26 protein-coding genes and 1 tRNA gene are annotated in these 26,021 nt (G+C 64.5%); 9 read left to right on the forward strand and 18 right to left on the reverse strand.

Going from position 1 to position 26,021, the window contains the following annotated elements; genetic code table 11:
* Positions 1–2: 2 nt before the first annotated feature.
* Together IWX62_RS02475 and IWX62_RS02480 are read right to left on the reverse strand one after the other, a co-directional pair.
* Complete coding sequence (locus IWX62_RS02475; protein WP_196839753.1) at positions 3–764, reverse strand: SDR family NAD(P)-dependent oxidoreductase; 762 nt, start codon at positions 762–764, stop codon at positions 3–5.
* An 8-nt stretch (positions 765–772) separates the two neighbouring features.
* Entirely contained in the window at positions 773–1,771 is a 999-nt protein-coding gene (locus tag IWX62_RS02480) for an acetamidase/formamidase family protein (protein ID WP_196839754.1), read from the reverse strand.
* Positions 1,772–1,874: 103 nt separating this feature from the next.
* Between IWX62_RS02480 and IWX62_RS02485 the strand changes: the two genes are divergently transcribed.
* Positions 1,875–2,372, forward strand: a complete 498-nt coding sequence (locus IWX62_RS02485) for a GNAT family N-acetyltransferase (RefSeq protein ID WP_196839755.1) — start codon at positions 1,875–1,877, stop codon at positions 2,370–2,372.
* 20 nt (positions 2,373–2,392) lie between these two features.
* Here IWX62_RS02485 and IWX62_RS02490 read toward each other — a convergent pair whose 3' ends face one another.
* The 3 genes from IWX62_RS02490 to IWX62_RS02500 all read right to left on the reverse strand — a co-directional run bounded on the left by IWX62_RS02490 (position 2,393) and on the right by IWX62_RS02500 (position 6,331).
* The gene (locus IWX62_RS02490) at positions 2,393–4,444 is read right to left on the reverse strand and encodes a beta-galactosidase (RefSeq protein WP_442859224.1); all 2,052 of its coding nucleotides are present in this window, start codon (positions 4,442–4,444) and stop codon (positions 2,393–2,395) included.
* Between the two features lie 262 nt (positions 4,445–4,706).
* Positions 4,707–5,345 carry an alpha/beta hydrolase gene (locus tag IWX62_RS02495; protein WP_196839756.1) on the reverse strand — a complete coding sequence of 213 codons (639 nt, stop codon included), beginning with the start codon at positions 5,343–5,345 and terminating at the stop codon, positions 4,707–4,709.
* Between the two features lie 8 nt (positions 5,346–5,353).
* Positions 5,354–6,331, reverse strand: a complete 978-nt coding sequence (locus tag IWX62_RS02500; protein WP_196839757.1) for a ring-cleaving dioxygenase — start codon at positions 6,329–6,331, stop codon at positions 5,354–5,356.
* A 558-nt stretch (positions 6,332–6,889) separates the two neighbouring features.
* On the opposite strand from IWX62_RS02500, the gene IWX62_RS02505 reads away from it, so the two are divergent.
* From IWX62_RS02505 to IWX62_RS02515, 3 genes are all read left to right on the forward strand, one after another.
* On the forward strand, positions 6,890–7,687 hold the full coding sequence (locus IWX62_RS02505) for a hydroxypyruvate isomerase family protein (protein ID WP_196839758.1): 798 nt from the start codon (positions 6,890–6,892) through the stop codon (positions 7,685–7,687).
* Positions 7,688–8,195: 508 nt separating this feature from the next.
* On the forward strand, positions 8,196–9,341 hold the full coding sequence (locus tag IWX62_RS02510; protein ID WP_196839759.1) for a glycerate kinase: 1,146 nt from the start codon (positions 8,196–8,198) through the stop codon (positions 9,339–9,341).
* A gap of 117 nt (positions 9,342–9,458) precedes the next feature.
* Positions 9,459–10,304, forward strand: a complete 846-nt coding sequence (locus IWX62_RS02515) for an HpcH/HpaI aldolase/citrate lyase family protein (RefSeq protein ID WP_196839760.1) — start codon at positions 9,459–9,461, stop codon at positions 10,302–10,304.
* A gap of 95 nt (positions 10,305–10,399) precedes the next feature.
* Here the strand turns inward: IWX62_RS02515 and IWX62_RS02520 are convergent, their stop codons facing one another.
* The 4 genes from IWX62_RS02520 to IWX62_RS02535 form a co-directional block, all read right to left on the reverse strand.
* Positions 10,400–11,482 (reverse strand): fatty acid desaturase family protein, encoded by a 1,083-nt coding sequence (locus IWX62_RS02520; RefSeq protein WP_333483150.1) that lies wholly within the window; start codon positions 11,480–11,482, stop codon positions 10,400–10,402.
* 146 nt (positions 11,483–11,628) lie between these two features.
* The gene (locus tag IWX62_RS02525) at positions 11,629–12,057 is read right to left on the reverse strand and encodes a hypothetical protein (RefSeq protein ID WP_196839761.1); all 429 of its coding nucleotides are present in this window, start codon (positions 12,055–12,057) and stop codon (positions 11,629–11,631) included.
* A complete protein-coding gene (locus IWX62_RS02530) occupies positions 12,047–12,238 on the reverse strand; it encodes a helix-turn-helix transcriptional regulator (RefSeq protein ID WP_196839762.1) in 192 nt (63 codons plus the stop codon). Before IWX62_RS02530 ends, IWX62_RS02525 begins: the two co-directional genes overlap by 11 nt.
* A gap of 64 nt (positions 12,239–12,302) precedes the next feature.
* Entirely contained in the window at positions 12,303–12,605 is a 303-nt protein-coding gene (locus IWX62_RS02535) for a hypothetical protein (RefSeq protein WP_442859225.1), read from the reverse strand.
* On the opposite strand from IWX62_RS02535, the gene IWX62_RS02540 reads away from it, so the two are divergent.
* Positions 12,598–12,747 carry a hypothetical protein gene (locus IWX62_RS02540; RefSeq protein WP_196839869.1) on the forward strand — a complete coding sequence of 50 codons (150 nt, stop codon included), beginning with the start codon at positions 12,598–12,600 and terminating at the stop codon, positions 12,745–12,747. The genes IWX62_RS02535 and IWX62_RS02540 overlap by 8 nt on opposite strands.
* A gap of 41 nt (positions 12,748–12,788) precedes the next feature.
* On the opposite strand, the gene IWX62_RS02545 is transcribed toward IWX62_RS02540, so the two are convergent.
* Positions 12,789–13,403, reverse strand: coding sequence for a flavin reductase family protein (locus IWX62_RS02545; RefSeq protein ID WP_196839764.1), 615 nt, complete (start codon positions 13,401–13,403; stop codon positions 12,789–12,791).
* A gap of 9 nt (positions 13,404–13,412) precedes the next feature.
* On the reverse strand, positions 13,413–14,255 hold the full coding sequence (locus IWX62_RS02550) for an SDR family oxidoreductase (protein ID WP_196839765.1): 843 nt from the start codon (positions 14,253–14,255) through the stop codon (positions 13,413–13,415).
* Positions 14,256–14,615: 360 nt separating this feature from the next.
* On the opposite strand from IWX62_RS02550, the gene IWX62_RS02555 reads away from it, so the two are divergent.
* Positions 14,616–15,521 carry an SDR family oxidoreductase gene (locus IWX62_RS02555; RefSeq protein ID WP_333483151.1) on the forward strand — a complete coding sequence of 302 codons (906 nt, stop codon included), beginning with the start codon at positions 14,616–14,618 and terminating at the stop codon, positions 15,519–15,521.
* 31 nt (positions 15,522–15,552) lie between these two features.
* Here the strand turns inward: IWX62_RS02555 and IWX62_RS02560 are convergent, their stop codons facing one another.
* Together IWX62_RS02560 and IWX62_RS02565 are read right to left on the reverse strand one after the other, a co-directional pair.
* Positions 15,553–16,146, reverse strand: a complete 594-nt coding sequence (locus IWX62_RS02560; RefSeq protein ID WP_196839766.1) for a vitamin K epoxide reductase family protein — start codon at positions 16,144–16,146, stop codon at positions 15,553–15,555.
* Positions 16,147–16,269: 123 nt separating this feature from the next.
* Positions 16,270–17,334, reverse strand: a complete 1,065-nt coding sequence (locus tag IWX62_RS02565; RefSeq protein WP_196839767.1) for a TIGR04086 family membrane protein — start codon at positions 17,332–17,334, stop codon at positions 16,270–16,272.
* A gap of 109 nt (positions 17,335–17,443) precedes the next feature.
* Here IWX62_RS02565 and IWX62_RS02570 point away from each other — a divergent pair, with 109 nt between their 5' ends.
* Positions 17,444–17,944 (forward strand): DUF456 domain-containing protein, encoded by a 501-nt coding sequence (locus IWX62_RS02570; RefSeq protein WP_196839768.1) that lies wholly within the window; start codon positions 17,444–17,446, stop codon positions 17,942–17,944.
* A gap of 36 nt (positions 17,945–17,980) precedes the next feature.
* Positions 17,981–19,618 carry an amidohydrolase gene (locus IWX62_RS02575; protein WP_196839769.1) on the forward strand — a complete coding sequence of 546 codons (1,638 nt, stop codon included), beginning with the start codon at positions 17,981–17,983 and terminating at the stop codon, positions 19,616–19,618.
* 11 nt (positions 19,619–19,629) lie between these two features.
* On the opposite strand, the gene IWX62_RS02580 is transcribed toward IWX62_RS02575, so the two are convergent.
* The 4 genes from IWX62_RS02580 to IWX62_RS02590 form a co-directional block, all read right to left on the reverse strand.
* Positions 19,630–21,420 (reverse strand): glycoside hydrolase family 15 protein, encoded by a 1,791-nt coding sequence (locus IWX62_RS02580; RefSeq protein ID WP_196839770.1) that lies wholly within the window; start codon positions 21,418–21,420, stop codon positions 19,630–19,632.
* A gap of 10 nt (positions 21,421–21,430) precedes the next feature.
* Positions 21,431–21,556, reverse strand: a complete 126-nt coding sequence (locus IWX62_RS16185) for a hypothetical protein (RefSeq protein ID WP_333483152.1) — start codon at positions 21,554–21,556, stop codon at positions 21,431–21,433.
* Positions 21,557–21,658: 102 nt separating this feature from the next.
* On the reverse strand, positions 21,659–23,152 hold the full coding sequence (locus IWX62_RS02585) for a S10 family peptidase (RefSeq protein WP_333483153.1): 1,494 nt from the start codon (positions 23,150–23,152) through the stop codon (positions 21,659–21,661).
* A gap of 149 nt (positions 23,153–23,301) precedes the next feature.
* Positions 23,302–24,834 (reverse strand): DHA2 family efflux MFS transporter permease subunit, encoded by a 1,533-nt coding sequence (locus IWX62_RS02590; protein WP_196839772.1) that lies wholly within the window; start codon positions 24,832–24,834, stop codon positions 23,302–23,304.
* Between the two features lie 51 nt (positions 24,835–24,885).
* Here IWX62_RS02590 and IWX62_RS02595 point away from each other — a divergent pair.
* Positions 24,886–24,958, forward strand: a tRNA-Ala gene (locus IWX62_RS02595).
* A gap of 170 nt (positions 24,959–25,128) precedes the next feature.
* Here IWX62_RS02595 and IWX62_RS02600 read toward each other — a convergent pair.
* Positions 25,129–25,923 (reverse strand): hypothetical protein, encoded by a 795-nt coding sequence (locus IWX62_RS02600; protein ID WP_196839773.1) that lies wholly within the window; start codon positions 25,921–25,923, stop codon positions 25,129–25,131.
* Between the last annotated feature and the right edge of the window lie 98 nt (positions 25,924–26,021).

Below are 26,021 nucleotides of genomic sequence, written 5' to 3' on the forward strand. Positions count from 1 at the left end.
GGTCAGAACTGGATTCCCCGGGACAGGCCGCCATCCACCAGGATATTGGCTCCGGTGGTCCGGCTGGATCGGGGGCTAGCCACGAACACCACTGTGTCGGCGACCTCCTGCGGCGTGCCCATCCGGTGCGTCGGGTTCAGGCCCATAGCCATGTTGTACAGCTCAGGATTCCCCTGTTCAATACTTTGCCACACGCCGCCCTCGTGGAAGGTGTTGCCGGGGGAGACCGTATTGGCCCGGATGCCCTTCTCCGCTAGTTGGAATGCCAGGCCCGCCATGTAGGCGATGAGGGCGGATTTCACGGTGCCGTAGGGGCCGGACGCGAAGTCCACCTCGCGGCCGGAAACGCTCGATATGGCGATGATCGACGCTGCGTTGCTCTGCTCAAGGTGTGGCAGCGCCGCTTTGACCAGCCGGACCGTTCCCATCAGGTCCACCCTGAGAGAAGCTTCCCAGGACTCGTCCGTGTCCGGAATGGCGAGCGCACTGACGTTGCTCACCACGATGTCGATTCCGCCGAACATCGACGCCGCATCAGCAACCCAGCGGGCGACGGCGTCGGCGTCCCCCATGTCCATGGTGGTCCCGGACACGCGGCCGGCGCTGCCCGCTAGGGCTGTCTCAGTGGCGTCGATCTCCGCGTCGTTCCGTGCGCAGAAGCCCACATTCGCGCCCTCAGCAGCGAAGGTCTCAACGATGGCGCGGCCGATGCCCTTGGTGCCACCGGTGACCAGGACAGTGAGGCCGCTGAGTTGTAGGTCCATGGTTTCTCCTAAAGTTTCTGGCTGCGGCGCCGCAGCTCATCATGTATTCCGTCAAAGGCATGGACTCGGGGGAACAGCTCTTTGGCTGCCTTGATGACCACGCTGTAGTTGGCATCCACGGCGTTGGCGATCGGCGCCAATGCGGTCTGGGTGAGGAGTTGGTACGCGTCCATCTGATGCAGGCCAAACAGGCCCTCGAACCAGCGGACCATTTCGACCTGCCCGATCCGCCAGGAATCCTCCATCGGACGGGAAGACCCGACTGTCATCCAGTGAGTATCACTTTCCAGTCTTGGCCAGGCCGGCGCACCACCTTTGATCAGTTCAACAATAATCGTGGAGTTCATGGCACCTTCGACGGCTGTGCCGCACGCTTCGCCCTCACCTTGCCGGTAGTGGCCGTCCCCAATCGAAAACAAGGCACCCTCGACATTGACCCCCAGATAGACGGTGGTCCCCGCTTTCACTTCGGGGGAGTCCATGTTGCCGCCAAACCGCTCGGGGACCAGGGAGGATCTCACCTCACCGCCTGGCGGGGCGACCCCGATGGTGCCCAGCATTGGTTCAAGGGGCAGTGCCAGCTCAAAGCCACTGTGCCGGGCCTGGAATCCTACGGTTTGCCGCGCCGTATCCACATGGTAGATCCAGGTGGTGTCTGGTAGCGGTTCCTGCAGGAATGCTGTCCGGTCGGTGCTGGTGAGACCGCCGAAAAAGGGGATGGTGGCCGACGCGCCCCACGACCGGGCCGGGGTGAGGTCAACGATGTGGATCGCCAGGGTGTCACCGGGCTCCGCCCCCGCCACATAGAAGGGGCCGGTCTGCGGGTTGACGAACCGGAGGTCAACCTTCTCGCTGGAAAGATCATCGACGCTGGTCAGGGCATGGTTGAAGGCGTCCTCGGACCATAGCTTCATAACTGTGCCCGGCTGCACTGTCATGACCGGCGCGGCGCCCCCGAAGGTATAGACAAGCTGATCCCGGCGCGGAGTGTATTCAACGGCATCCATCTCTGGATGCTATGTCGGGGGTGCGGTGCTGACAAGGGCCCCCCTCCCTGTTGACTCAATCCGGGGGTAGGGGGCCGCGGACCGGCCCGTGTACGTTGGGGCTATGCCAGTACTTGGAGCGCTCGTTCTTAATGACGGGTCAACTGTGACCCTACGGCGGGCGGATGCTGACGACGTTCCGGCGATAGTCGCGCTGCTGGCTGACGACCCACTGGGCTCGTCCCGTGATGGGGTCAACGACGGCGAGTCCCTGCAGCCCTACCTCAGGGCCTTCGCCGCGATAGACTCCGACCCCGCCCATCTGCTGCTGGTAGCGGTGAGCGTCGACGACGCCGTCGTCGGGACGCTGCAACTCACGTTCCTGCCCGGACTAGCTCGTCGGGGCTCCCTACGCGCGCAGATCGAGGCAGTCCGTGTTGCCGTCAATCATCGATCTGGTGGCTTGGGGTCAGCACTGATCACGTGGGCGATCGACGAGTCTAAGCGCCGGGGCTGTTCGCTGATGCAGCTCACCACGGACAAGTCCCGCACCGACGCCCACCGATTCTACGATCGGCTCGGGTTCACGGCGTCGCATGAAGGGTTCAAGCTCGCCCTCTAATCGAGGGGTCCAGGGGGCGGTCAGGTGGCCCGTGGTTGCCGGATGACGCAGACTGCCCCCGGGGGCAAGGCGCTGCCAGCGACGGTTTCATTTCCGGAGAGGAGATCATGCCCGGCGGACGGGACGGTCGTGGCTTCGTCGGTGTGGTTGATGACAAAGATGAACTGCTCGGTGTCCGATACCCGGGTAACGGTTTCGACGCCGTCGGGAAGGGTGAAGTGGGGCCTGATCCTGGCGGTTTCGAGGATGCCAGTGAGGTAGGACGCCAGCCCGTGGGAATCCAGTCGAGTGGACACATACCAGGCCGCGCCCTTCCCATACTCGTGACGGGTGAGGGCAGGTTTGCCCACCGCGGGGCCGGTGGCATATCGGGCTTCGACGGCGGCGCCGTCCAGCACAATGTCCTCGGCCCAAACGTCGGCGGTAGCGCCGTTGTCCAGGATGATTGACTCCGATGCGCGAAGCGGTAGCCATTCGGTGACGGTCAGGCCCAGGATCCTGCGCAACTGCCCGGGGTAGCCACCGGCGGGAACACTGTCGCGCTCGTCGACTATTCCCGAGAAGTAGGACACCACGAGCTTCCCGCCCCGGGACACGTAGCTCTCAAGGTTGTCCCGTGCGTGATCGGAGATCGAGTAGCTGGCGGGCATGAGCACGACGTCGTAGCCGTCGAGGTGGTGTTCAGGGTGTACGAAATCGACGGTAATTCCCAGATTCCACAGCACGGTGTAGAACGCTTCGATGCGCTCGCGATGGTCCAGGTCCTCCGAGGGGCGCCACTCCAGGTCCTGGGCCCAAAAGGATTCGATGTCCCACACGATGCCCACCCGCGCGTCGACCCGCGTCGAGCGGACGGCTGATAAGGATCCGAGGGAAGCTCCCAGCTGGCCCACTTCCCGCCAGATCCGTGATGAGGTGCCGTCGTGGGGCAGCATGGCCGAATGGAACTTCTCAGCTCCGAAGCGTGATGCCCTGAACTGGAAGAACATGACGGCGTCCGCACCGCGGGCCACGTGGCTGAGGCTGTTCCGGGCCATCTCCCCCGGCCGTTTGGCGATGTTGCGGGGCTGCCAGTTCACCGCGGACGTGGAGTGTTCCATCAACATCCATGGGCGTGATCCGGCGAGGGAACGGGTGAAGTCAGCATCCATCGCGAGCATGATGTGGTTATCCAGGCGCTCGGCGGCGAGGTAGTGGTCATTGGCCACCACGTCCACTTCCCTGGCCCACTTCCAGTAGTCCACCGACGGGCAATTGGTTGCCATGAAGTTGGTAGTGATGGGGGTGTCAGGGCTGAAGGACCGGATGATGTCCCGCTCCAGGACGTAGCACTCCAGCAGCGCGTCGGAGGTGAAACGTTGGAAGTCCAGTCGCTGGGATGGATTCACCACCGACGCTGACGTCTTTGGTGCGTCAATTTCGTCCCAGGCGCCGTAGCGTTGCCCCCAAAAGGTGGTGCCCCACGCTTCGTTGACTAAGTCGAGGGTGGCGTACTTGGCGCGCAACCAGGTCCTGAATGCGGCAACTGACTGTTCCGAGTAGCAATCGCTGACGGGTGCGCCGTACTCGTTGTGCACATGCCACATGCGGACCGCCGGGTGGGAGGCGTATCGTCGGGCCAACTCGGTGGTGATCCTGGCAGCGCAGGCACGATATTCAGGCGAGCTCGGGCTACCCATCCCACGGGACCCGCGCCCCAGGGTCACCCCGTCGCGGGTTATCACGCGAGCCTGCGGATACTTCTTCCAGAACCAGGCCGGCGGCGCAGCGGTCGGGGTGCCCAAGTCGACGTCGATCCCGGCATCGGCAAGCAGGCTCAGGATGTCGTCCAGGAAGGAGAAGTCGAACTCGCCCTCGCGGGGTTCCAGCAACGCCCAGGAGAAAATTCCGATGCTGACCAGGTTGATCCCGGCCTCACGCATCAGTGCAATATCCTCAAGCCAGATTTCTCGAGGCCATTGTTCGGGGTTGTAGTCGCCGCCGTAGCGGAGCGCTGAGGTGCCTCGCGGCCAGCTCCGCATTTCCACCTGGGCGTCGGGTGAACCGGCTGGCGGCTGTTGATCCTGCGACATGAAATGTACCCCTTCGACGGTGTGCGCTCTTAGTCTGGCACGGAGCAAATAAGTTCCCCCAGCCAGTCCCCGCACTGGTGGGGGCGGGCATGCTTTCCGTCCTGCTCTTCCCCCTGATCGGTCTGCTCCTCCTGGCGCCCGGCCCGCCACAAAAGGATCTATCCGACAGCACGCTTAAGCAGTGATTGAGTCGACACTTATAGCGGGTTTCCGACCGGAAACCCGCTATAAGTGTCGACTCAATCCGTTGGTGGGTGGGACGCTAGGGAGTGATCGCGGCCGCACGGGAGCCGATCCAGGCCTCCGCGCCGTCCACCTCGGCGGGGTGCACGCCGTGTCCACCCTCCCGGACAGACTGACTGACCTCGGATCCCGCGCTGTCCAGAAAAGTCTTGAGCCGCGTGACGCTGTCCAGTGGTGCCATGGCGTCAGACTCGCCGTTGAAGAGTGCGACGGCGCTGCCCGACAGATCGACGTCGACCGTCCGGTCACCCAGCGGGTACATCCCGGAGAAGGCGACGACGTCGGTCAGCACCCGGGGATGCAGGAGGACAGTAGCCAAGCCGATATTCGCTCCGTTGGAGAACCCCACGGCAATGACCTTTCGATCGCCCAGCCCGTAATGCTCCCGGGCCCAGCCGATGAAGTCGGCGACCTCACCCGCGCGGCGGACGACGTCGTCGACGTCGAACTGGCCCTCACCAAACCGGCGGAACCAACGGTTCATCCCGTGTTCCTGCACCGGGCCCCGAGGGGAAAGGTAGCCGGCGTCGGGCGCGAGCCGCTGGGCCAGGGGAAGGAGGTCGTGTTCGGTTCCGCCCGTGCCGTGGAGCAGGAGCAGCACAGGGGTGTCCTGCGCTCCCGACTCGTAGAGATGCGGCCAGTGGTGATCGGTGGTCATCCGGGCTCCTAGCTGAGGAAGGTGGCGATGGACGGGTTGTTCTCGACGGGCACGTTGATCTTGGCGACCGCGTGCGAGATGGCTTCCCGGTTGGGTTCGAGCCATGGTGGCAGCTTCAGTGAGCGGCCCAGTTCGAGGAGCGGCTCGTCGATATCGAACCCGGGAGTGTCAGTGGCGATTTCGAGCAGGGTCCCACCGGGCTCCCTGAAGTAGATCGACGTGAAGTACTGGCGATCCAGGATGGCCGTGACGGCGTAACCGCGTTCCGCCAACTCCTGGCGCCAGAGCTCTTGGGTAGCTTGGTCCGGCACCCGAAAGGCGATGTGGTGCACGGTTCCGCCGGCTACGAGGCCGCGCTCGCCACGTTGGTCGGTGACGATGTCGACGACGGTTCCCGGCTCGCCTGCGTGAGTGCTCAGCCGGTATCTGCCGTCAGTTTCGCTGAGGATGTTCATGCCGAGGTCGCGGGTGAATGTTTCGAGGCTGGCGGCGGGGTCTTCGACGGTAAGTACCGACGAGTGCTGGCCGCGGACTGCGTATTCGGCCGGGACCGAGGCGGAATCCCACGGGTTTCGGGGGTCGGAGAGCGACGACGCCACGAGGTCGATCTGCAGGCCGTCGGGATCGCGCAGCGACAGGCGCTCTTCCTCGGACGAGGCGCGGGCGATGGTCGAGTCAACCCCGATGGCCTTGAAGTGGTCCTGCCACCAGCCGAGACTTCCCTGGGGGACGGAGAACGCGGTGGTGGTGGACTGGCCGCTCCCGATCCGTCCACTACGGATGCCTTGCCAGGGGAAGAAGGTCAGGAGGGAGCCGGGATTTCCTGCTTCGTCGCCGTAGTAAAGGTGATAGGTGCCGGGGTCGTCGAAATTGACCGTCTTCTTGACCAGGCGCAGACCCAGTCCCTTGATGTAGAAGTCAATATTCTTTTGGGGGTCACCTGCGATTGCGGTGACGTGGTGGAGCCCTTCGGTTTGTGCGGTCACAAGTTCCTCCTCGGTTAAACCAGCACGGAACGCCAGTATATACATGCAAACGCATGCACTCATAGCTTTGTTCCCCGTGCCGGTTCACTGGAGTTGTCCACACGCCCGCCGGGTGGTGGCGAATACGAGCCACCTGTCGGCATCGCCCGGTGAGACTCTTGCCTCGGACACGCTTCGATCCTTACGGATACCACTGCCTGAATAGCAGGTACGTGTTCCCAGTCGTCTGGGCGATTATCGGCTGGACTTTGCGTGGCGGGAGTTGAAGGCCGCGCTCGAGTTTGACGGCAACGTCAAATATTTCAACTATGAGCCCACTTATACTGTGCTCTTTGAAGAGCGACGGCGCGAGAAGGCGCTGGTCGAGCTGCGCTGGACCTTTTTGCGGATCGAATGGGCCGATCTCTTTAGGGAAGCTGAACTCAGGGAACGAATCCTGGCTCCGAGGGCAGGTTCTGTGACAAATCTGTTGACGGACCAATCCCAACCAGCCTACGACTCCATCAGACAGAAGCATATTTCCACATTACGAAATTATGAGCCAAGTCAGGATCACCCATGACGTACACAGTGAACTGTTCAATCCTCCTCACTGAATTGCCACTGCTGGAACGGCCGGCCGCTGCGAAAAGTGCCGGATTCGATGCCGTGGAGTTTTGGTGGCCGTTCCCCACCTCGACGCCCTCTTCGACAGAAATCCAGAGGTTCGAGGATGCCATTTCCGAAGCAGGAGTCCAGCTGACCGGTCTGAATTTCAACGCCGGAGACATGCCCGGTGGGGATCGCGGCCTAGTGTCGTGGCCGAGCCGCAGTGAGGACTTCCGCGCCAACCTGCCGGTGGTCGTTGGCGTCGGGAAGCGGACGGGCTGCAAACACTTTAATGCCCTCTACGGCAACCGGGTCGAGGGGGTGAGCGCCGAGGAACAAGACGCTCTGGCCATCGACAACCTCGTCCTTGCCGCCAACGCTGTCGCCGCGATCGGCGGAACCGTCCTCCTGGAGCCGGTCAGTGGGGCCGACCGGTACCCCTTGAAGACCGCGCAGGACGCCCTGGATGTCATCGCGGAAGTACAGTCCCGGGGCGCCGCCAACATCAAACTTCTTGCCGATTTCTACCACCTGTCAGTGAACGGTGACGACGTCGGCTCGGTCATCGAGGCCCATGCCCAGGACTTCGGGCATATCCAGATCGCCGATGCCCCCGGCCGCGGCGCACCCGGTAGCGGAGACCTCCCGTTGACCGACTGGATGGAGCGCAGCCGCGCCCTCGGCTACCAGGGAACGATCGGCCTGGAGTACAAGACCCCCTCCGCAGAGGCATTCACCTGGGTCACCACCGCAAGCGTCAAAGATTAACGTGATCAATGAGCGTGAGGCGCTCGCCGACGTCGGAGACCGACGTGCCGACGACGGCCCAGTCCCCACGCTCTAGCGCCTGCCGCATCCACCCCGCCCAGAGGTGAGTTTTGGCGGGCCGACAACTGGCTAGGCCGCCAGAGTTTGCTGCGATAGTTGCCGCCAGCGCAGACAATGTTCGACGGCGTACACGGGTTGAGGAGGGTGACCTCCGCCCGGGAGGTGATGCGTACCCCTGGGTCGCCTCGGTGAGACCCCCCTTCAGGGCGTGGACGTCGTCTCCGTTAAGTACCCCGTACTGGGGGACTCCGTCCATTGCTGGCAACGAGTGCCTCTTTATTAATGTGCTGGTGGCGGTGATGAAGGCTTCTCTAGCTCCAGTGCCCGACTCCAAGATCAGACCGGGCCGCCTTCCTCTCTTGTTCAGTCCTCGTACCCAGCCTTGACAGGAGCACCGCATGACTCGACGTAGCAGGGTTCGCCGGACCACCAGTGATGTAATGGCCGTATGCGCATCGTGATTGCACCGGACAAGTTCAAGGGGTCGCTGTCCGCCCCAGAGGTCGCCGACGCCGTAGCCGCCGGACTTCGCTCGGCAGTGGGCCCCGAGACCGTCCTGACAATCGACCAGGTGCCAGCCGCCGACGGCGGTGAGGGGACCCTCGACGCCGCCGTCGCCGCCGGCTTCTCCCTCCACATCACCACGGTGACTGGGCCAACTGGAGAACTTCTGGAGGCGCCCATCGCGATCCGCGGCACCCAGGCGGTCATCGAGATGGCGCTCGCTTCCGGCCTCGCAGTGCTGCCCGGCGGTACTCTCAACGCCCGCGGCGCCACCAGTCGCGGCACGGGCGATCTGATCCGCTTCGCCCTCGATCGCGGCTGTACCGACATCATCCTCGGGGTGGGCGGCAGTGCCAGCACCGATGGCGGGGCGGGCGTGCTGGCAGGGTTGGGGGCCAAGCTGTTCGACGACGACGACGCCGACCTCCCACCCGGCGGCGCCGCCCTCGCGTCCCTCGCCCGGATCGATCTGACCAACCTGGACCCGCGCCTGGTCACGGCCAGCATCACCCTGGCGTCCGACGTCGACAATCCGCTCCTGGGTGCCACCGGTGCGGCAGCGGTGTTCGGCCCGCAGAAGGGCGCCACAGCTGCCGATGTCGAGGAACTCGATGCGGCCCTCACCCGGTTCGTCACAATTCTCGGGGCAGCGGGCCCCGCAGTCGATGAGGTGGTCACCGCGCCGGGTGCTGGCGCGGCAGGAGGCGTGGGCTTTGCGGCGCTCGCCGTCCTGAACGCGCGCCGGCGGCCGGGCATCGACGTCGTGCTGGAGTTGACCGGATTGGCCGGAAAGCTCCGCGACGCCGACCTGGTGATCACCGGCGAAGGAAGCCTTGATGAACAGAGCCTCGGCGGCAAGACTCCGCTGGGCGTGGCGAATGCTGCCGCCGCCGCGCGGGTCAGGGCTATTGCAGTATGCGGCAGGACAGTCCTGACCCCTGAGCAGTTGGTCGCCGCGGGATTCGAACGCACGTTCGCGTTGACGGATTTGGAACCCAACGTCGAGCAGTGCATTGCCAACGCAGGGCCTCTGCTCCAACAGCTAGGGCGGGATATCGCCGCCCACCTGGGGCTGGTGCAGACGAGGTAGGGCAATCAGGTTCCGGGTGAGGACCCGCCGCGTTCACCAGGGTTTTTGTTCGTAGTGTTTCCGACGCCTACGGTGCTGCGGTGGATTATGGCTCCAACGGTTCAGTAGTGTTCTGGTATGGCTTCCCTACGAAACAGCCGCGCTGCTGCGCTCCCCGCCAAGCTTTCCCGCTCCTGGCTCCTCGCCTCGGCGGCATCCGAGGCCAACTTCGCCCCCGCCCTCACCTCGGAGGCGGACTCGGTGGTGTTCGACATGGAGGATGCGGTGCCGGCCGATGGCAAGGCGGAGGCGCGCGAGCGGGTGGTCGAGGCGCTCTCTACCGGCATGACCGCGTGGGTCAGGGTCAACGGTATCGAAACCGACTTCTGGGCTGATGACCTGGCGGCACTCTCCAAGGCCCCCGGGCTGCGCGGCGTCATGCTGGCCATGACCGAGAAGCCCGAGCAGGTCACCCACACCGCGATGCGGCTTCAGGCCGGCACTCCGGTGCTCGCCCTCGTCGAGTCGGCGCTAGGCATTGAGAATGCCACCGCCATCGCCAGCGCGCCCGGCACCTTCCGGTTGGCGTTCGGCGTCGGTGACTTCCGCCGGGACACGGGAGCCTCCGACGAGCCCATGGCGCTAGCCTACGCACGCTCCAAGCTGGTGGTGGCGTCCCGGGTGGGGCAGCTCCCCGGCCCCATCGACGGACCGACGGTCGGCGCGCTGGGAGACACCCTGCTGGAAGCCTGCAAAGTGACCGCCTCGATGGGAATGACCGGGAAGTTGTGCCTCCTGCCGGACGCCACCGACACGATCAACAGAGGCCTCTCACCGAGTGCCTCCGAGATTGTGTGGGCCCACGAACTGCTGAGTGCGCACGCCGCAGGAGCAGTGGTGGGAGACGGCTCCTACCTGCCCCGGCTGGCCCGCGCACAGAAGATCTCCTCGCTGGCCGACTCCTACGGACTGTGGAACGCCTAACCCGGCATCCCGACACACGAAAACTGCCCTGCGGGTCAGGTTTGCTGCGAGAACGCGGCGGGTCTGACCTGCAGGGCAGTTTCTTCGTGCCAGGACTACTGGTGCCGGTATTTGTTGACCATGGGGCAGTCGAAGGGGTCGCGGGCTGCTAGTCCCACCCGGTTGAGGTAGGAGACCACGGCACCGTAGGACGCGGCGACGCCGACTTCGGTGTAGGGGACCTTGAGGCGTTCACAGTGCTCGCGGACGATCAGTGCGGCCTGGCGTAGGTGTGGGCGCGGCATGTCGGGGAACAGGTGGTGTTCGATCTGGAAGTTCAGGCCGCCGAATGCGTTGTTGACAAAGGATCCGCCCTTGATATTCCGCGAGGTCAGGACCTGCTTCTGAAAGAAGTCGAGCTTGCTGTTCTTCGGGATGATCGGCATGCCCTTGTGGTTGGGGGCGAAGGACGCGCCCATGTAGATGCCAAATACGGCCATCTGGACGCCGACGAAGGCAAACGCCATCCCGACGGGCAGGAACCAGAACAGCACGCCGAGGTAGGCGCCGAACCGCATCGCGAGGAGCGCGAGTTCCACCCAGCGTCCCTGGACGGCGCCCGGGCGGAACAGGGTGCCGATGGACTTGGCGTGCAGGTTCAGGCCCTCGAAGGTGAGGAGGGGGAAGAAGAGGTAGCCTTGGCGGCGGGTGATCCAGGCGTGGAACCCCTTGGCTTTCGCTGCGTCTTCCTCGATGAAGGAGATGGTATCGATCTCAATGTCGGGGTCTTTACCCACCACGTTGGGATCGTTGTGGTGGCGGGTGTGTTTGTTCATCCACCACTGGTAGCTGATGCCGACGACGCCGGCGGCGAGGATGCGCCCGGACCAGTCGTTGGCGCTGCGGGTTTTGAAGATCTGCCGGTGGGACGCCTCGTGGGCGAGGAACGCAATCTGGGTGAAGACGATGCCGAGCACCGCAGCGATGAGCAGCTGGAACCAGGTGTCTCCGAGGAGGGCGAACCCGGTCCAGGCCGCACCCATGGCCAGCGCCAGGACAGCGAAGACGGAGACGTAGAAGCGGCGGCGGCGGTTCAGCAGCCCTTCTTTGCGTACCTGCTTCAGCAGCGTCGAGTAGGAGGCGACTATGTCGTTCGGCTTCGAAACGCGCACGCTACGGCCGGTAGTTGTAGTACTCAAGGAGTGTCCCTGCGTTGGTTTCTGCCCCCAGCAGACGAAGGGATGCTAAACCCGCGGATACCCGCAGCTTATGTGAGCTACATGTATGCAGCCTGTAAATATGCGCCACGTGGCATAGGTAGCCTGGGCTGGTTTCGCGGGTTGCCTCAGTTCCTGCGGTTGATCGCGGCGAACGCGACGGCTCCTCCCAAAACCTGCGCGAGCAGCAGTAAGGCCAGGACCATCTCCACGGCGACCCCAAAGCCCACGGCTATCGCCGCGAGGGCGGTCAGCGGGAACGATAGGAGTCCGAGGACTGCCAGCGATCTGGTGAGGACGGCGTTGTCCCTCTCATCACCGGTCTGGGTCCAGGCCCGTTCGAAGGTGGTGGTGTGCGCTGGTGTCCGGGTGATCCGCCACAGTCCGATCAGTGCCGCGACAATACCGAGGGCACCGCCGGCCAGGAGACCGAAACCCATATTTCCCGGCCCGTATTGCTGGAGCAACAGTCCGGTGGTGATGAGGAGGGCCAGTCCGATCATCACGCCGCCGAATGCCATGGCCTTCTGTTGTGGGGTGTACGTCCTAGTCGACATGGAAAATCTCCTCTACGGTGCTGCGGAAATGGCGGGCAATGGCAATGGCCAAAGGTAGAGAGGGGTCATAACGACCGGTCTCGATGGAATTAATCGTCTGCCGCGACACATTCAGGAGTTCGGCGAGCTCGCGCTGGGAGATGCCGGTGGTTCGCCGGAGTGCACTGAGTTCGTTTCTCATCGGTGACCCAAGAGGTCAAGCAGGCTTGTCATGTAGACAAGTGTGCTTGACACGCCGGCGGGTGTCAAGCACGCTTTACTTTGCAGGGATTGCGAGGAGCTGGGGGAGCTAGGGACTGGGCTGGCCCAGGGCATGGCTGGCCCAGGGCATGGCTGGCCCGGTCGGCTGCGGCCTTGACTACGGGCCCCAGTCGTTCGACGTCGTCGACTCCGATTCGCTGGGTAGGGAAACCCAGCTTGAGCGCTGCTGCGAGATCGCCGGTGTGCCGGAACGCTGGCACGGCGATGGATCCCACGTCGCCGTGACGTTCACCGAAGGCGGCCATTTCGATCAGCTCCTCGGTGGTGGACGTGAGCCCCATGTCCACCAGTGGCGCGCTCCTGATGGCCAGCGCACAGCCCAAGGACGAGCGCATGTTCTTCAGGGCCCTGCTGCTCTGGGCAATCGCGATGATCGGGATCGTGCCGGTTGCGGTGTGGTTCCTCTTTGTCCAGCTGGGAATTGGATAACCCAGCCATCAGCCTGGTCAGGGCGCTTCCGCGGGACCCGTTTAGCCGCGGAAGTGCCCTGGCCATTCATCGACGGGGATGCGTTTGATGCGCTGCACCGCTCCCGTGGTGCCCCATTCGTCGCGGCCCAGCCGTGACAGGGGTTTGAGGCGTTCCATCAGCGGATGGGTGCCGTCCAGGACTTCCTCAGCCAATGCTGCGTGAGTCACCTCGCCGAAGACGACAAAGCAATCACCGACCGGCTGCACCAGATGCAGCGTGCACTCCAGTGCTACCGGCGACTCAAAGACGCGTGGCACCGCGACGGTACGGCTCGGCTCGCGGGTGAGGCCAGCGGCGTCGAACTCACTGACCTCCCGGGCGAAATTGGTGCCGGTGGCGTTGATCTGTTCGAACAGCTGCTCCGGTGCAAAATTCACCACAAACTCGCCGGTTTCTTCAATGTTCCGCAGCGTATCTTTCCGGCCCACTGACGTGAAGGCGATGATCGGCGGGTGCACCGACGCGACGGTAAAGAACGAGTGCGGGGCGAGGTTGTCGGCCCCCGCTGCTGACCGGGATGACACCCAGGCGATGGGCCGGGGCACCACAGTCGCGGTCAGGAGCCGGTAAAAATCCTGCGCCGATGTGTCGTCCCTGCTGAAGTCTCTACGCATGTCCCGAGCCTAGCTGGCGTCTCGAAGAACCTCGGCAAGGCTCATCGCCCGCCGTCCGGTGAGGTCCTGAACCGTCGTCGTTGTCCGGGCAACCTCCCCGGCCGCGATCGCGGTATAGGTGCTGACCCAGGCGTCGAGCTGCCAGCCGGGCACGCCGAAGTGTTGCCGGGAGGCGTAGGCTTCCTCGACCGTCTCGGGTTCATAGCTGATGGTCCTGCCCGTTTCGGCGGTGATGATCGCCGCGGCCTCCTCGAGGGTCAACGCCTCCGGCCCGGTCAGCTCATACGTCCGGCCCGCATGTGCTGCTGGATCCTGGAGGACGACGTCGGCCACCCGTGCTACGTCGGCCCTAGCCACTCCGGCCACCCGGCCGTCCGCGGCGGGACCGCGGATGGCACCGCCGTCGTCGGCCAGGAACGGCAGGATGTCGAGGTACAGGTTGTCGCGGAGGAACGTGTACTCCATCCCGGAGCGTCGCATGTGCTCTTCGGTGGCCCAGTGGTCGCGGCCAAGGGTGAAGGTGGCATCCGCTGCCGCCCCCGAGAATGAGGTGTACACGATGTGCCGGACACCGGCATCCCGCGCGGCATCGACGAAGGTTAGGTGCTGGCTCACGCGGTCCGCAGCCTCGCTCGCTGACACCATGAAGAGGGTGTCGACGCCGTGTAGGGCCGCAGCGGCCGCAGCACGATCCGCGTAGCTGCACTGAGCCGCCGTCGCCCCGGCCAGCACCGGTGCCCGGCCAAGGTTCCGGACCGGCAGGCGAAGGGTGAGTCCGGCGGCCGAAAGACTGCGGGCAACGGCGCCGCCGACCGCCCCGGTGGATCCCGAGACTGCAACTAGTTTGTTCATATCCGGTCCAGCGCCAGGACTGCAGGAATTATTTCCCCGTCGGCAGGGTCCTGCGCCGCTCGCCTAGACTGGGGCATTATGCGCTTCATCAACAAATACCGTGTGCCCATCGTCTGGCTTCTGATCATTGCCATGGTGGCAAGCATTGGTGCCGGTTTCTTCGCCCAGATCCTCTAGCCGCCGGGCCGGTTGGGGTGTGGGAGCCTCCGCTCCGGGATCTAACCTCAGGGTGTGCCTTGTCCCGGCAGGGCCAGCCGCCTAAGATAGTCAGTAGGCTTAGCTTTGGCGGTGGTCGCTGATTCACCGTCCCGTTGGCTTGCACAGACCGTATCGCACGCACGCTCGGCAAGTGAGGATCATATGACTGACAAGACCTCTGACCAGTACACCTTCCAGAATCCCGTCACGCGTTTTCCTAGCATCTCTCCACCGAAGCAGGATCAGCCCGAACCCGGGCTGGACCGCGATCTGGAGCCGCAGACCGACCGCGGGGAAACGTCCTACCGGGGAACCGGCAGGCTCAAGGGCCGCAAAGCCCTCATCACGGGAGCCGACTCCGGCATCGGCGCCGCCGTCGCCATCGCGTTTGCGAGGGAGGGCGCCGACGTCGCCCTGTCCTATCTCCCCGAGGAGGAGCCGGATGCGGTGGAGGTGGCTCGCATCATCGAGGAGTGCGGCCAGAAAGCGGTCAAGCTTCCCGGCGACCTGACAGATGCAGCGTTCTGCCGGTCCCTGGTCAATGAGGCCGCCGAGCAGTTGGATGGCCTGGACATCCTGGTCAACAACGCCGGCAAGCAGATTGCCGTCGAGCGCCTTGAGGATCTTACTGACGAGCAACTGGACGAAACCTTCAAGACCAACATCTACTCGTTCTTCTGGATTACCCGGGAGGCGCTGAAGCACCTGAAGCCTGGTTCAAGCATCGTGAACTCGACCTCGATCCAGGCCTACAGCCCGTCATCTACGTTGCTGGACTACGCGAGCACCAAGGCCGCCATCAACAACTTCACCAAGGGCCTTGCCGAGCAGCTCGCACCCAAGGGGATCCGGGTCAATGCGGTCGCTCCGGGGCCGATTTGGACTCCGCTGCAGGTTTCGGATGGGCAGCCGAAGGATAAGCTTCCCGAGTTCGGCAAGGACACGCCACTGGGCCGTGCTGGCCAGCCCACTGAACTGGCCCCTGCGTATGTTTTCCTGGCATCGTCCGAGTCGAGCTATGTGGTGGGCGAAACCCTGAACGTCAACGGTGGGAAGCCTTCGCCCTAGGCGTTACCCGCCCGGCCCAAGGGTCGGGCGGTCAGCCCACAAACACGCCAATAAACCTGAAGAACACGCTCGCCGCCGCCGCGACCAGCAAGAGCGCCGCCGTCGTGCCCGTCCAGCTGCCGAGAAGGGCCCGGGCACGCGGCCCCGCTGGCAGCGCGCCGCGGAGCATATTGCGTGAGGTGAGGAAGATGGTGAGCACGATCATCGCCGCCCAGACCACTATGCAGTAGGTGCAGAGGATGCCGATGGCGAACAGCGCCTGGCTCCACAGCCAGACGGTGAAGACCATGCCGAGGCTCACCCCGACCTGTAGCGATAGCCAGTACCAGCGCGCCACCTGGGCTCCGCCGAGGAGCATGGCTCCGGTAGTGATGATCACGCTGAACGCGACAATGCCAAGGAGCGGATTGGGAAACCCCAGGAGACTGGCCTGCCACGTTTTGAAAACCTCACCGCAGGAGACAAAGGCATTGACGTCGCAGCTGGTGACATAGTCCGGATCCGCGTAGACGGCGAGCCGTTCAAGGACCAACTGGCCGGAGGCCAGCCAGCCCACCAGCCCGGTGATCACCAGCAGCAGCCCGAAGGGCCTGTCGCGCGCGAAGCGTGGTGCGGGGCTGTCCATGGTTACATCCTCGACGCATCGGCGAGCGGGTGCAAAGTGGTGGCTTCCCCTGGGCAAAGGATCACACAACTGTGCCCCGCTGGTTAACAAACCGGCGGGGCACAGTGTTGTGAAGTCCGGAGGTTAGCGGGTGGGGGTGTTGTCGTAGTCGGCCTTGTCGATGCGGCGGTGGTACCGCATGCCGGTCAGGCCGCCCAGAACAGCACCGCCGAGCGCTGCCACGAGGGCCACGATGACGGCGACGATGCCGGCGGTGGTCAGATTGCCTTCATTCAGGGGGATGCGGGGGAAGCTGTTGAGATTCGCCAGAATGTCGAACTGCCTGCCGAAGACTAACCCGAGTACCGCTACCAGCACGGCGATGATCAGTGCCCACAGCCAGACGGCGACACCCTGCTTTGCGCCGTTGAAGCGCGCCATCCGACCCGCGACATAGCCGCCGGCGAAGTAGGAGAGAAGCAGGATCACCAGCAGGACAATGGCCCCGGTGATGCCGACGGTCTGCGGATCGGCCGCCACCTGATCGGCTGCATCGTTGAGGTCGGTATTGGTGGAGAGTCCAAAGACGGCCCCCGCCGCGGCAACCAGCGCTGTCAACAGCACTGCCATGCCGGTGGCGGTGAGCCAGCCGAAGAACGCCGACCCAAACTTCATCCCGCCGAAGGTGTCCTTTTCATGCTGCAGGAGTGCAGTGCGCTCGGCCGATGTCGGGAGGGCGGGACGGTCATCGTGATCGTCGCGGTACCGGGCGTCGTCGGGGTCAGCTGTGTGGCTGACGGGCTGAGCAGTGACGGGCTGCGTCCGGGTGGATGGCGAGGCAGCCGCGCCGGCTCCCGCCCCTGCCGCTACCGCACCGGCGGTGCCGTCGGTCTCGGCCCGGCGCTGGCGGGTCGGGTCACCATCGGTGGTGCGATGCACCTCGGTGGGCTGCGAATCAGCATAGTTATGCGCCTGGGTGGCGTCGTCGTCGGTGGCAGTGCGCCGGGGGTCGACGTGGGTGTGCGCCTGGGTGGCGTCGTCGTCGGTGGCAGTGCGCCGGGGATCGACGTGGGTGTGCGCCTGGGTGGCGTCGCCGTCGTCGGCGGCGGCCGAAGTACGCCGCTCCGGTGTGCCGTCAGCATGCTTGGGGGTGAAATCGCGTGGCGAATCGTAGTCGGATGGGTCGTTCCCTGTTCCTGGCGTGCTCATGGTGCCTCCTGATTTTGGTGCCTTTAGGCTTTATCAGCAACCTTAGTGTTGCCGTGGGGTGGTAACAACCGTGGCTGGAGCACCGGCAGAGCGGTGAGAGACTTTCCCTATGGAATTTCAGATCCTGATGACCGTGCTGAGCGGCCTGCTGATTGTGGTGGGCGTCGCCGGAGTCATTGTGCCAATCCTCCCGGGCAGCATCCTCATTGTCGGGTCACTTCTGATGTGGGCCCTGGTCGTCTCCAGCACCGCGGGGTGGGTAACCTTTGGCGTCGGGGCCGCGCTGGCTGTTGCCGGGCTGCTTGCCGGCGCCGTGCTGACCGGACGGAAACTGCAGCAGCGGCAGATTCCCGGCCGGTCGGTAGTGGTGGGCCTGGTGGCCGGGGTGGTGGGGATGTTCCTGATTCCCGTGGTCGGGTTGTTCGTGGGATTCGCAGCGGGCTTGTTCGCCAGCGAATTTGCACGGCAGCGGGAATTCAAGCCGGCCCTGTCCTCCAGTGGGGCAGCGTTGAAGGCGACCGGCATCGGTATCCTCGTGGAGCTAGGCTTGGCGTTGCTTGCGGGCAGCGTATGGGTCATCGGCGTGTGGGTGCACTTCGCCACCGTCTAGGACCTACTGAACTTTTCTGTCGCCCGGGAGCAAACCATGCAGCTGGATCTCATCCTCACCAACGCCCGCATCATCACCATGGACCCGGCTCGTCCCACAGCGGGCAGCCTCGGCATCCTCAATGGGATGATTGTTGGCCTCGACGACGACCTCGCGGGCCTCGCCGCCAAGGACGTCATCGACCTGCACCACCGGGTGCTGGTCCCTGGTTTCAACGACGCCCATTGCCACACCGCGTGGTTTGGACTCACCCTGGGCGAGGTGGATCTATCCCACCTCACCGATTTGGACCGGGTCTACGCCGCGCTCCACACGGCAGCCCAATCAATGCCGGAGCCAGGTGACGACGACGGCTGGCTGGTCGCCAGCGGCTTCGACCATCACCGGTTTGGGGGACAGTTCCCCGACCGGGCCGCCCTGGACCGGGTCTCCGCCGGTCGGCCACTCTTCATCAGGCGGACGTCAGGACACGGCGGGATCGCCAATACCGAGGCGTTGCGCCGTGCCGGGGCGCTGCGGGCAGGGTTCCCCGACCCGATAGGCGGGCGGGTCGTCAGGGATGGGGCGGGGGAGCCGACCGGTCTGCTGCAGGAGACAGCTCAAGCGCTGGTCCTGGACCTGCTGCGCCCTTACCCGCGTGACGCCCTGGTCCACGCCATCGAACGCGCGACAGCCCAGTATGCCCGGGAGGGGATCACCAGTTTCAGCGACGCCGGTATTGGCGGCGGCTGGATTGGTCACGCACCGGACGAGCTGGGCGCCTTCCAGGACGCCCGGGCTGCAGGGAAGCTGCACGCACGGGCCCAGCTCATGCCTGCCATCGAGACGGTGCGGCCACCTGGAGAAGACGGCCGGGGTGGCGGCCTGGGGCTGGGGATGTACAGCGGATTCGGTGATCATCTGCTGTCCCTGGGGCCGGCGAAGATCTTCCTCGACGGCGCGCTGTCCAGCGAAACGGCGGCCCAGACCGAGCCGTACAGCACCGGAACCGCGAACAAGGGGTACCTGCTGCAGGAACCGGAGTTCCTGCAGCAGCAGATGGCCGACGCGCACCGGGCCGGCTGGTCAATAGCCGCGCACGCTATCGGTGACGCCGCGATCGATCTGGCGATCGACACCTTCACCCAGTTCCAGGCCCAGCAGTCCCAGCAGGGAAGGATCCCGCACCGGATTGAGCACGCGGCGGTGATGCGGCCGGACCAGTTGGCGGCGCTCGCCGCGCTGGGCATCGCGGTGGCACCCCAGGCCTCCTTCTTCCGTCCCATCGGCGACGCGATGGCTCATTCCTTGGGGGCGCAACGAGCGGCGTTCACCTACCGGGCCAAGTCGTTTCTCGACGCCGGTGTGTCGCTGGCGGGCAGTTCGGACCGGCCCTGCGCCGATGGGACGGCGCTGCGCTCCATCCAGGCGTATGTCGATCGGCTGACATCCAGCGGTCGCGTCTTTGGGACTGGCATGGAACGGCTCAGCGCCGGGGAGGCCCTGGGCATCTATACGGTGGGCTCCGCCGAGGCCACCGGGTTTGGTTCGGTGAAGGGCCGGCTCGCTGTCGGGATGCTCGCCGATTGCGTGGTCCTCGATGCTTCCCCGTTGGAGGTTCCGACTGGCGAGATCGCCGATATTCCCGTGATGGCTACCCTGCTGGGCGGCCGGTTCACCCATCACCAGCTGTGACCGACCGGAGGTTACGCGTCGTCTGACAGGGATAGTGCAGCGGTGATGAGGGCAAGATGGCTCAACCCTTGCGGCAGGTTGCCCATGAACTCGTGCCGGTCATCCCCGTCGATCATTTCGGACAGCAGGCCGACGTCGTTCGCGAGGGGCAACAACGCGTCCATCTGCGAGTGCGCCTCGTCTTTGCGCCCCACGTGGGCCAGCGCCGCCACCATCCAGTAGGCGCAGGCGACGAAGGTGGATTCCTCATGCTGCATCCCGCTGTACCGGTAAAGGAGTGGTCCGGAACCCAGCTCGGTGCGCAGGGCATCGATGGTTGAGGACATCCGCGGGCCGCGCTCGTAGCCGGTGATCGCGTGCAGCAGGATCGAGGCGTCCAGCTCCTCGCTACCCGGGTACCAGACGTAGCTTTGGCGGTCGGCAGACCAGCAGTTTTCCTCCACCCAGTCGCGGATCCGGTCACGTTCGGCCCGCCAGCGCTCGGCGGGGCGTTGCAGCTGGCCTGCTTCGGACAGTTTCACAGCACTGTCGAGGGCGTGCCAGCACCCCAGTTTTGACGTGGTGTAGTGGCGTTCTTCGGGGAGTTCCCAGATACCGGCGTCGCGCTGCTGCCAGGTGTCACACGCCAGATCGGCAAGGTCGGCGAGTTGGCGGGATGTGGTGGGATCCAGAACGTGGCCGGCTTCGACGTAGAGCCGCACAATGTCGAAGAGGTCGCCGAACACGCCGAGCTGGAGCTGACCCGCCGCAGGGTTCCCATCCACCACGGGGCCGATGCCCCGCCAGCCGGGAAGGTCAGGAGTGCGGGTTCCCTCCGGGGTGTCGCCATTGAGCCGGGTGAACACCTGCAGGTCGTCGCCCTGGGTACGAAGGTTTTTGAGCATCCAGGACACCGCTGCATGTACTTCCTCCCGCAGACCGGCGCGGATTAACGCGTGCAGGGTGTAGGCGGTGTCCCGCAGCCAGGCGTACCGGTAGTCCCAGTTCTTTCCGCCTGCCCTGCTCTCTGGCAGCGACGTGGTGGCGGCGGCAGCGACGGATCCGGAGGGGCTGTGGATCAGCAGCTTCAGGGCGAGGGCGCTGCGCAGGACCTCGGCGGCGTAGGGCCCGTCATAGCTGAATTCCCGGGACCAGGTCTGCCAGTTGGTGATGGTCCGGTCAATGCCGGCATCCACCGTGTGGGGGTCCGGGAGCGGCAGGGGTTCGTCATGGGTGGAGACGACGGCCACCAGGTGTCGCGATCCGGGCCCGGTGGTGAGCAGCCCGGAAATCGACTGGCCCTCGATCGACAGGTCGCCCTCGTTGATGCCGCGGACGCCCAGAGCGGTGCCGTTGACCCTGAGGACCGCGCCGTGATCGGTGGACTGCACCCAGGGGGAAGCGGTTTGGAAACAGTTACCCGGCCGGATGGCCCAGCGCATGGGGACGTTCCCGGTGAGGCCCTCGATCCGTCGGGCCAGCTCACCCCAGGGGAGCCGGCCCGCCACGCCTGTGTTCAGCGAATCGGTGACTCGCACGGTCCCCGATCCGGTGGTGTACGTAGTGGAGAGGACGTTGGTGCCCTCGACGTAGGCCCGGTGGGAAGTGAACGGCTCTGCCGGACACAATTCCAGCGCACCGCCGTCGTCGGCGTCCAGCAACCGGGCGAACGGCGGGGCAGAGTCGAGGTCCGGCGTGGGGTACCAGTCGATGGACCCGTCGTGGGCGATCAGCGCCACAGTCCTGCCATCACCGATGGCGGCGTAGGAGCGCAGATCGACGTAGCCGTCCCGACGGTCGGCTGGGTCATTGGGGTCAGTCATTGCAGGTGGGCTAACGACCCTGGTTCTTGTAACGGGTCTTGTCGGCGCGGGTGTTCGTGTTGTTGCCCCGGCGCTGGCTCAACAGTTTGGAGGCAATGACAGGAACCAGGGTCCACAGGAGTTTTTTGATGAGCACGACGATTTCCTTCTCTGTAGGGGTCCTGTGGCATTCCCACGGGAACCCTAAGCTTACTTAGAGTTTGCGAGGAAAGAAACTTTAGGATGGCACACGGGAGTTCTAGCTGGTGTGCGTGACAAAGTCCCTCAGTGCGGCCAGCTGCGCCAGTCTGCACTCGGGCTTGAGGTACATCATGTGTCCGGCCTCATGATAGTGATGCGTGAACCTGGCCCTCATCTGATCGGTCAGGTTCATGTGGGCAAACACGTATTCTGCGGCGAAATGCGGGGTTGCGCCGTCCTGATAGCCGTAGTCCACATGCACCCGAAGGGTGGGGTTGTGGACCAGGAGACGTTCAAGGGTCTGGCTCACATCAACGGGCGCGCCCTCGAATGTTTTGTAACTCCAGGGGTGCACCCGTGCCGTCAGTACCTCGTAGGGGAGGTCGTTCTCGTAGCCGAGCTCTGCCCGGACATAGTGGTTCATGGCTGCCGCGTAGGGCCCGGTGATGGCCCGGATACTCGGATCGTCGGTCATCGCCGAGTCCTGTAGGTTGGCGGGCTGCGCCTTGAACCGACCATCAATCCGGCCGACCGCCAGACCGTCAGCGCGGAGCAGTTCGGTGGCGAACTCGCCGTACTGCCACCGCAGGTTGGTGCGGCGAATGAAGGCTTCGTCGAGGGTGGTGATTGCTGCGAGGCGGGCGACGACGTCGTCGTACTCCGCGGCGGTCAGCCGGCTGCCCTGCGTGAGGGCGTACCCGTAGTCCTTGGCGGCGAATTCCTCGGCTTCCCCGACGACCTCGGCAAGATCCCGGCCCGGATGGCGGCCGTGGAAGTGGGCGATGGCAGCATAGGTCGGAAGGTGCAGGGCGTAGGGCACATCGCTTCCGGGGAAGAACCGCAGCGTCGACATGTTGAGCACGGTGGAGATGAGCCCCAGTCCGTTGACTGCCATGCCGTAGGCATCGAAAAGACGCCCGGCGACGGCAACCGCGCGGAGGGTTCCGTAGGACTCACCGACCAGGTACTTCGGGGAGAGCCACCGGTTGTTGCGGGTGGTCCAGAGGCGGATAACCTCAGCCACCAGGTCCCGGTCCTCGATGAAGGCATGGAACTCGTCCGACTTTTCGCCCTCAACGACCCGGGAGAAGCCGGTGTTGACGGGGTCGATCATGACCAGGTCGCTGTGCTCAAGCAGGGTTTCAGGGTTGTCCACCAGGCCGAAGGGCGCAGGGGTCATGGCCCCGGTGTCTCCGGAATCCACCCGGCGCGGGCCCAGGAGGCCCAGGTGTAGCCAGATCGACGCCGATCCCGGACCGCCATTGAACGCGAAGGTGACCGGGCGCTGGTTGGCCTGGCCAGCGTCGTCAGGATCGGTGTCTTTGGTGTAGGCAACGATGAAGATTTCGGCCTTGGGCTTGAACCCGTCAGCCTTGCCGTCCTTCGTCTCCTCCCGCCGGAGGACCAGCCGACCGGTGGTGCTGGTGTACTTCAGGCCCGATCCGGTGGTGTGCTGCCGGACGGCAAAGTCGTCGGTCACTTCCTTGACCTCTTTGACCTTGTCGGGTGCTGTGGAGTCGTCGGTCGTGGAGTCTGGGGTGTCATCAGCCATGCCTAGAGCGTACAGGTAGTTATTAGAGGCAACCACCCGCTAGCGGTGTGGGGTCTGTGGCGGGGGAAAGCGAACCGGCCGTAGTTGTCGCCACTCCCAGATTGACCCCTCGTGTTCGGGTTGCTCACCAGGAGGGCGCCCCGGAACAGCTAGGTCAAGGTGGGTTTCCCATTGATGCTCCCGACTGGAACGTTCGATGGTTTTTCGTCGCCAGCCCAGCCGGTCCGGCGTTCCGGTCGCGCGAAGAACAGCGCCGCACCCAGTCCGATGAGGATGGCCGTTGCGGGGAGGAACAGTGACTCGCCCATTGCCGCGGCGTAGCCTGCCTGCAGCGACTCCGGAAGTTGCTGACCGGGCACCGCGTCGGCACCGCCGTCGCCGATGTTCGCGGTCAGGCGGGACAACATCATGGCGGCGATCGCCGAACTGCCGAGCACCGCCCCCACCTGGCGAGTGGTGTTGTAGACGCCCGAACCGGCACCCGCCGCTGACCGCGGCAGGTTCCGCGTTGCGGTCAGGGAGACCGGCGCCCAAATTCCGGCGCTCGCGAGGCCCAGCAGCGAGATGGGCAGGAGTAGCGCCCAGACCGGCACCTCGGGGGTGAGGATGGCGCCCAGCCAGAACAGTGACACGGACATGGCCGAGAATCCGAAGACGGCCATGTACTTGGGGTTTCCGCGCTGGACCATCCGCCCGACCAGGGGAGCGAGTGAACCGGAGATGATCGCCATCGGGGTGAGCAGCAGGGCCCCTTCGGTGGGGGAGAAGCCGCGCACGTTCTGCGCGTAGAGCATCAGGGGGATAGCGACGGTGGTGATGGCGAAGCCCATGGCGAAGATCGACGTGTTGCCCAGGGAAAAGTTGCGGTCCTTGAACAGGTCCAGTGGAACGAGGGGTTCCTTGCGGTTATATCTCTGCCACAGGATGAAAGCGGTGAGCAGGACCAACCCGCTGATGATCAGCGACCAGACCGATATGGGCCCGGCGATGGTGCCCCAGTTGTAGGTTTCGCCCTCCTGGATACCGAAAACCAAGCAGAACATGCCTGCGGCACTCAGGGCGACGCCAAGATAGTCGAAACTGTGGCTATTGGTTGGCAGTCGTGGCACTAGCCGGTAGGCAAGGATCAGCCCGACGACGCCGACTGGCGCGTTCACGAAGAAGATCCACTCCCAGCCGAGCGAGTCGACCAGCAGGCCGCCCAGCACGGGGCCCACCAGGGTGGCGACGCCGGCCACTGAACCCCACAGCCCCATGGCGGCACCGCGGCGTTCCGGTGGAAAGATCCGAGTGATGACCGCCATGGTTTGGGGTGTCATCATCGCGGCACCCAATCCCTGCAGGACCCGGGCGAGAATCAGCATTTCCACCGACCCGGCTAGCCCACACCACACGCTGGCCACGGTGAACACCGTCAACCCGGCGAGGTAAATGCGACGCGGACCGAAGCGGTCACCAAGCCGACCCGTGATCAGGAGGGGCACCGCGAACGCCAGCAGGTAGGCGCTGTTGACCCACACCACGCTGTCCAGATCCGCCCCCAGCCCGTTCATGATCGCCGGAATGGCGACCGACACGATGGTCGAATCCACCAGGATCATGAAGAACCCGATCACCAGCGCCCACAAGGCGGGCCAGGCGTTGATCTCGGTCTGCTCCTCAGCGGAGCGGTGTGTGGTCATTCTTTGAGGTTACTCCGGCATTGCGCACCCGTTTGCTACAGTAATTTTTGCGGGGCTTTAGCTCAGTTGGTAGAGCGTTTCGTTCGCAATGAAAAGGTCAGGGGTTCGATTCCCCTAAGCTCCACTCGCGAGGGTCTTCGACCCGTGGAAGTTCTGCTGGGGTGCGGTGGACTTACCCTTTTGGACCGTTACCTGGGTGGGGTGTGGGTTGGAGCACCAGCGCCTGCTGGCCCGCGTCCTGAAGCGTCAAACCACTGGACGCCGGCTGGGGTTTCTAGCCGTCAAGCAGGGTCTTCAATTTGTGTCACGGTTGCGTACTCCGACCGTCAGAATCGTCAGGGCAGCGCAAGCCGCTGTCGCCACTGCGGACTTCGACCGATGGCGTTGTCCGATCACCACACCAGCGAACGCCCACACCAGAGTTCCGGCGTACATGCGGGAGGAAACGCTCCTCCGCTCGGGCCCGGCAACCGCCCGCGCGCCGAGTGTGCCGAGCGCCGCGAGAAGGGCAGCTCCCGCCGCTGCGGACTTGGGCCCGGCAGGAATGATGTCTTGGGAGACGAGCATTGCGGCAAGGTTCACTCCGCATGCCGCCTGTCCCCATGCTGATAGCATTCCCGCTGCAGGAGCCGCCATCGCTACTTCCGTTGTGCTTAGCTGGTTTCTTGTTTCGGCGCGGGCGATTCGACGCCGTCCCGTCTCGGCAAGAACGGTAAGAGCAGTCAATGCTGCTTGGGCACTCCAGAATCGACCTGATCGCGCCAACGGCGCCCAGAGTCCGGTTACGGCAAAGGCACCGGCAAGGGGCCAGCCTGCCTCACGCCATATCTCCTTGGTGCGTTCGGAGGCGCGAGCCTGATAGACCGCATATCCGGTGGATGAGGCAAAAATGGGAAACCAAACTGTGAAGGTATAGGCAGCCGGCTGGATCACGTTGGGTGGCGCGTCCTCGCCGCGGAATCGTGGGCCGTAGAACGTGGGAAGAAGCACTTGAGCGGCAGCTGCCACACAGGTCAGGATCTGGCGGGTGTGATCTCCCGAGAACGCTGAGCGCACGTGGCCAAGGCGACCGGGGTCCGATGCTGTCATGACAGCTTCACCGAACGCCCACGCTATACATGGGACTAGGGTAAGCCGTCGTAGCCTGGTCGACAAGCCCCCGAAGCGTTCGTCAACAACTGATCAAC

Origin of the sequence: Arthrobacter sp. CAN_A1, assembly GCF_015751665.1 — a bacterium.
Classification (GTDB): domain Bacteria; phylum Actinomycetota; class Actinomycetes; order Actinomycetales; family Micrococcaceae; genus Arthrobacter_D.